Below are 5497 nucleotides of genomic sequence, written 5' to 3' on the forward strand. Positions count from 1 at the left end.
CCCCTCCCCCACCGTGGAGGAGCAGCGGCTCGGCAGAGCCGCCCCGCAGGAGATCCTGCGCCGCTCCGGATTCGACACCGTGGCCCCGCGGCTGGCCCGGGAGCTGGAGGCGGCCCGCACCTACGGGGAGGCCCGCCGGGCGGTCACACGCGAGGGCACGCGGCTGTGGCAGCGGGCCGTCGACCGGGCACAGGGACGCGGCCCGGCCGGCGGGGACATCAGCCGGGACGACGACCGGCCGCTGTACTGGGCGCGGCTCGGTATGACGCGTGAAGTGCGCACCTGGGAGCCGGACTTCGGTCTGACGGGCGGGCAGCGGGCCGCGCTGCTGGACGAGCTGGAGCGCACCTCGCGCGGCCAGAGCGCCATCCGGTATCCACACGGAAAGGCCCTGAAGCGGATCCTGCTCACCGGTTTCGACCCGTTCACGCTGGACCAGGACATCCGGATCTCCAACCCCTCCGGCGCCACCGCGCTGGCCCTCGACGGCACCGTGATCGCGACGGCGGACGGCCCGGCCCGGATCGAGACGGCCGTCTTCCCGGTGCGCTGGCAGGACTTCACCGAGGGCACGGTGGAGCGGGCCCTGCGGCCGCACCTGCCGGAGGTCGACCTCTTCACGACGGTGAGCCAGGGGCGGGTCGGGCGCTTCGACATCGAGCGGACCAACGGGGCCTGGCGGGGCGGCTTCGGGGACAACGACAACATCGGCCGCACCGGGACCGTGCCGGTGACCGACCCGGCCACGCAGCCGCAGTGGACCGCGAGCACCCTGCCGCACACGGCGATCGTCGCCGCGGACACCGGCCGCTTCCCCGTCTACGACAACACCGAGGTCACCGAGATCCCGGCCGGCGCCACCGAGCCCGTCGTACGCCCCGACGGTCCCACCCCCGGCTCGACCGCACGCGAGGGCGGCGGCGGGGACTACCTCTCCAACGAGATCGCCTACCGGGCGACGCTGCTCCGGGACCGGCTCGGGCTGCGCGACACGCTGCCGGGCGGGCATGTGCACACGCCGGTGCTGCAGTTCGGGGCCGGGAACACCACCGAGGTCACCGATCCGGAGTTCGTGCGGAACCGGCTGGACATCATCGCCCAGGTGAGGGCGATCCTGAGGGTGGCTTCCGAAGGGTCGTAGCGGCCTGGTCGCCCTCCTCGTCGCCCTCTCGGATCTCCTCGTCCAGCAGGTCACGGGCCATGAGGGTGGCGCCCGCGACCGCGCCCGGCATCAGGAACACCGCGACGAACGGCACCAGGAAGGCCACGGCGAGCGGCGTGCCGAAGCCCCAGACGAGGGTCTTGCGGGAGCGCAGCAGGGCGAGGCGGGTGCGCAGTTCGACGCTGCGGCGCTGGAGGGCGACGGCGGTCAGTTCCTCGGTGAGGAAGAACCCGGTGACGACGACCCCGATCACCGGGACGACCGTCTGCCCCACCACCGGGATGAAGCCGCACCCGAACAGCAGCACACCCCACAGGGCGGCCCGCAGCACGATGCGGAGGCTGTCGCGGGCGGAGATCCACAGTTCGCGCCAGAGCGGCAGCCCCGACTCGGGGGCGTGCCCGTCCGGGGACACGTCCCGGTCGACCTTCTCGGAGAGGTTCTCGTAGAAGGGCTGCCCGATCAGCAGGGTCATCGCGGTGAACGTCACGACGGCGAGGAGCAGGGAGAGGGCGAACAGAACGGCGGTCAGGAAGCCGCGGAAGAGGCCGGCCCACGGGCTCGACCAGTCGTCGGCGAAGGGCGTCGCCCAGGTCACGGCGTCCTCGCCCCACAGCGCCAGCGCGACCAGCACCGCCGCGTACAGGACGAGGGTGATCAAGCCCGGGAGCAGGCCGAAGCCGTAGCTCCTGCCGTGCCGGGCCACCCACCGCTGGCCCTTCAGGAGGTACCGGAAACCTGCCCCTAGATCGCGCATGGAGAAACCCTATCGGGGCACGCCGGCCGCTCCCCGACAGGGCCGTACGGGGCTTTGGTGACACGAAGGCGCTCTTGTTGCCGTTGAGTCGAACCGGTACACCTCGCCGTACCGATCTCAGGAAGCCCCGGTGGAGGCACGTGTGCGCACCACGAGGTGGAATTCCCGCAGGTGGCGAGGGCATTGTTCACAGTGGCACACAGCGCTTCAGTTGAGGAGAGCGGATGACGCAGGAGATCCACGGCACCGTGGCGGACGGCTTCGAGGCGGTGCGCGAGGAGTTCGCCGCGTTCGTGGCCGGTGAGCGAGCCGACTACGAGGGGCAGCTGTGCGCCTACGTCCACGGCCGGAAGGTCGTCGACCTGTGGGCGGGGACCGCCGCGGACGCCCTCTACGGTGTGTTCTCGTCCACGAAGGGCGCCGCCTACCTGGTCGTGGCTCTGCTCGTCCAGGACGGCACGCTCGAACTGGACCGCAAGGTGACGTACTACTGGCCGGAGTTCGCGGCCGAGGGCAAGGGCGCCCTGACGGTGCGGGATCTGCTGGCGCACCGGGCGGGCGTGGTCGGTACCGACACCGGCTTCACGCTCGCGGAGCTGGCGGACGACCGCCAGCTCGCCGAACGCCTCGCCGACCAGCGGCCGTTCTGGCGCCCCGGCACGGCGTTCGGCTATCACGCGCTGGTCGTCGGCGCCCTGGCCGGCGAGGTCGTGCGCCGTGCGACGGGCCGCACGCTCCAGGAGGTCTACCAGGAGCGGATCCGGACGCCGTACGGCCTGGACTTCCACCTGGGCCTGCCCGCGCCCGAGGAACCGCGCTTCCGCGGCACCCAGCCGATGGCCCCGACGCCGGAGCAGCAGGCCGTCCTGGACGCCACGCCCACCGGTCGGCACTCGCTGGCCTCGATCGCGTTCAACGGCAACGCGGCGGAGCCGACCGACCTCGTCTCCCTTCCGAACATGCCGCTGATCCGCGCCAAGGGCCCGGCGTCGGTGGGCGGGGTGGCGTCCGCACGGGGCCTGGCGGGGATGTACGCGGCGGCGATCAGCGAGGTGGGCGAGCAGCCGGCGCTGCTGAAGCCGGACACCGTCGCGGAGTTCGGCCAGTTCCACTCGGTCGGCTACGACCTGGTGGCCCGGGCCCACAGGTCGTTCGGGCTCGGCTTCCAGATGACGGCTGACACGTGGTACCCGTTCCTCGGCGCCGGGACGATCGGGCACGGCGGCGCGGGCGGCTCCCAGGCCTTCGCGGACCCGTGGAGCGGTCTCGCCTACGGCTACACCCGCCGCCGGTTCCCCTTCCCGGGCGGGGCGGCACCGGAGAACGGCCGCCTGGCGCTTGCGGTCCACACGGCGGCGCTCGCCCTCTGAGGGGTCCCTTGCCGGGACACGGGCGGAGGCCGCATCCCACGTCCAGGGATGCGGCCTCCGCATACGCAACGACTGTGATCAGACCAGCGTCACGGTGATGTTGCCGCGAATCGCCTTCGAGTAGGGGCAGACGCCGTGGGCCTTCTCGATCAGGGAGCGGGCGGCCCCCCGGTCCACCTTGGGGATGTCGGCGGAAATCTCGACGATGATCCCGAACCCGTCCCCGTTCTTTCCGAGGCCGACCTTGGTGGTGACCGTCGAACCGGTGAGGTCGGCACCCGCCTCACGGGCGACGACGCCGAGAGCTCCCTGGAAGCAGGCGCTGTAGCCGGCGGCGAACAGCTGCTCCGGGTTGGTGCCGGCGCCGCTGCCGCCCATCTCCTGCGGCGGGTTGACGACGACGTCGAGCCTGCCGTCGTCGGTGGCGACCCGGCCGTCGCGCCCGTTCTCGGCGGTGGCGACGGCGGTGTACAGGACGTCGGACTGCTGGATCGGCATGCGGTTCTGTTCCTTCGGTGGTCCGCCGCGGCTCGCGCCCGGGCCGAGCGGATTCGGAAAAAACTTACCGCATACCGAAAGTAGGCAGAAGTCGTCAGAGGGCGGCGAGCATCAGAGCTTGACGATCATCTTTCCGGTGTTGTCGCCGCGCAGAACGCCCAGGAACGCCTCCAGGTTGTTCTCGATGCCCTCGACGACGGTCTCGCGGTACTTCAGCTCGCCGGAGGCGACCCAGGGGGCGACCTCCTGCACGAACTGCGGCTGCAGGTCGTAGTGGTCCCCGACCAGGAAGCCCTCGATGCGGCCGCGGGTCGCGATCAGACGGGCGAGGTTCTTCGGGCCCGGGGCGGGCTCGGTGTTGTTGTAGACGGAGATCATGCCGCAGACGGCGATCCGGCCGCCCTGGTTGAGGGAGCCGATGGCCGCCTCCAGGTGGTCGCCGCCGACGTTGTCGAAGTAGACGTCGATCCCGTCCGGGGCGGCGGCGCGCAGCTGCTTGCCGACGGGCCCGTCCTTGTAGTTGAAGGCGGCGTCGAAGCCGTACTCCTCCGTGAGGAGCTTCACCTTCTCGTCCGACCCGGCGGAGCCGATGACCCGCGCGGCGCCCTTCAGTTTGGCGATCTGCCCGACCTGGCCGCCCACGGCGCCCGCCGCACCGGACACGAAGACGGTGTCGCCCTCCTTGAAGGCGGCGGTCCGCAGCAGGCCCGCGTAGGCGGTGAGGCCGGTCATGCCCAGCACACCCAGGTACGTCGACAGCGGCGCGGCCTCCGCGTCCACCTTCACGGCGTTCTTCGCACCGACGACCGCGTACTCCCGCCACCCGAAGAAGTGCAGCACGTGATCCCCGACGGACAGCCCCTCGGCGTTCGAGGCCACGACCTCGCCGACGGCGCCGCCCTGCATGACCTTGCCGAGCTCGAAGGGGGCGACGTAGGACTTCGCGTCGCTCATCCGGCCACGCATGTACGGGTCCACGGAGAGGTACTTGTTCCGGACGAGGACCTGCCCCTCACCCGGCTGCGGGACCTCCGCCTCGACGAACGCGAAGTCCTCGGGCTTCGGCCAGCCGACGGGGCGGCTCGCCAGGTGCCACTCACGGCTTACGGCGGGGAGGGTGGGGGTGTCGGTCATGATGCGCCTTACCTCACTGGCTCGATGCGGATGTTTCAGTAACTGAAACAACCATGCTCCTGAAAATTTCAGGTTGTCAAATAACCGGGTACCCTCGATGGCATGGCCTCCACCACACCGACGCCGCTGAAGACGACCGACTGCCCGGATCCGCTGACCCTTGAGGTCGTGGAGCTGATCGGGGAGGTCGTGGTGCGGTTCCACGAGGACTACGAGTCGGCGGCGGCGGACCATGCCCTGACCGGCGCCCAGGCGCGGCTGCTCAGCCTGCTGTGCCTCGAACCGCTGCCGATGCGCAAGCTGGCCCGGCAGCTGAAGTGCGAGCCGTCCAATGTGACGGGGATCGTGGACCGGCTGGAGGCACGGGGGCTCGTCGAGCGGCAGCCGGACCCCACCGACCGCCGGGTGAAGGTGGCGGCGGCCACGGCCGAGGGGCGGCGGGTGGCCCGGAGCCTGCGGGAGTCGCTGCGGTTCGCCCGGGAGCCCCTCGCCGGGCTCTCCGAGGCCGAACGGGTGGCGTTGCGGGACACGCTGCGGCGCATGCTGGGCTGAGTCGGGGCCGCCTCACCCGGTGGG

6 protein-coding genes are annotated in these 5497 nt (G+C 71.4%); 3 read left to right on the forward strand and 3 right to left on the reverse strand.

Translation table 11 applies throughout. The annotated features are described in order from the left end of the window. A partial coding sequence (locus C1J00_RS37405) for a pyroglutamyl-peptidase I (protein ID WP_102913362.1) occupies positions 1–1141 on the forward strand: 1141 nt, incomplete at its 5' end. Here the strand turns inward: C1J00_RS37405 and C1J00_RS37410 are convergent. After that, positions 1092–1919, reverse strand: a complete 828-nt coding sequence (locus C1J00_RS37410; RefSeq protein WP_102913363.1) for an EI24 domain-containing protein — start codon at positions 1917–1919, stop codon at positions 1092–1094. The genes C1J00_RS37405 and C1J00_RS37410 overlap by 50 nt on opposite strands. 224 nt (positions 1920–2143) lie before the next feature. Here C1J00_RS37410 and C1J00_RS37415 point away from each other — a divergent pair, with 224 nt between their 5' ends. Then, positions 2144–3289 carry a serine hydrolase domain-containing protein gene (locus C1J00_RS37415; RefSeq protein ID WP_102913364.1) on the forward strand — a complete coding sequence of 382 codons (1146 nt, stop codon included), beginning with the start codon at positions 2144–2146 and terminating at the stop codon, positions 3287–3289. A 78-nt stretch (positions 3290–3367) separates the two neighbouring features. On the opposite strand, the gene C1J00_RS37420 is transcribed toward C1J00_RS37415, so the two are convergent. Beyond that, positions 3368–3787, reverse strand: coding sequence for an organic hydroperoxide resistance protein (locus C1J00_RS37420; protein WP_102913365.1), 420 nt, complete (start codon positions 3785–3787; stop codon positions 3368–3370). A gap of 111 nt (positions 3788–3898) precedes the next feature. Continuing rightward, positions 3899–4921, reverse strand: a complete 1023-nt coding sequence (locus tag C1J00_RS37425) for an NADP-dependent oxidoreductase (protein WP_102913366.1) — start codon at positions 4919–4921, stop codon at positions 3899–3901. A 102-nt stretch (positions 4922–5023) separates the two neighbouring features. Here C1J00_RS37425 and C1J00_RS37430 point away from each other — a divergent pair, with 102 nt between their 5' ends. Next, positions 5024–5473 (forward strand): MarR family winged helix-turn-helix transcriptional regulator, encoded by a 450-nt coding sequence (locus C1J00_RS37430; protein ID WP_102913367.1) that lies wholly within the window; start codon positions 5024–5026, stop codon positions 5471–5473. Positions 5474–5497 lie beyond the last annotated feature (24 nt).

The sequence above is a fragment of the Streptomyces cahuitamycinicus genome, from assembly GCF_002891435.1.
In the GTDB taxonomy this organism is placed as follows: Bacteria; Actinomycetota; Actinomycetes; order Streptomycetales; family Streptomycetaceae; genus Streptomyces; species Streptomyces cahuitamycinicus.

Excerpts from the sequence above, each read along its gene's own strand:
- C1J00_RS37410 (WP_102913363.1), bottom strand. The coding sequence starts at position 1,919 with ATGCGCGATCTAGGGGCAGGTTTCCGGTACCTCCTGAAGGGCCAGCGG.
- C1J00_RS37415 (WP_102913364.1), top strand. The coding sequence starts at position 2,144 with ATGACGCAGGAGATCCACGGCACCGTGGCGGACGGCTTCGAGGCGGTG.
- C1J00_RS37420 (WP_102913365.1), bottom strand. The coding sequence starts at position 3,787 with ATGCCGATCCAGCAGTCCGACGTCCTGTACACCGCCGTCGCCACCGCC.
- C1J00_RS37425 (WP_102913366.1), bottom strand. The coding sequence starts at position 4,921 with ATGACCGACACCCCCACCCTCCCCGCCGTAAGCCGTGAGTGGCACCTG.
- C1J00_RS37430 (WP_102913367.1), top strand. The coding sequence starts at position 5,024 with ATGGCCTCCACCACACCGACGCCGCTGAAGACGACCGACTGCCCGGAT.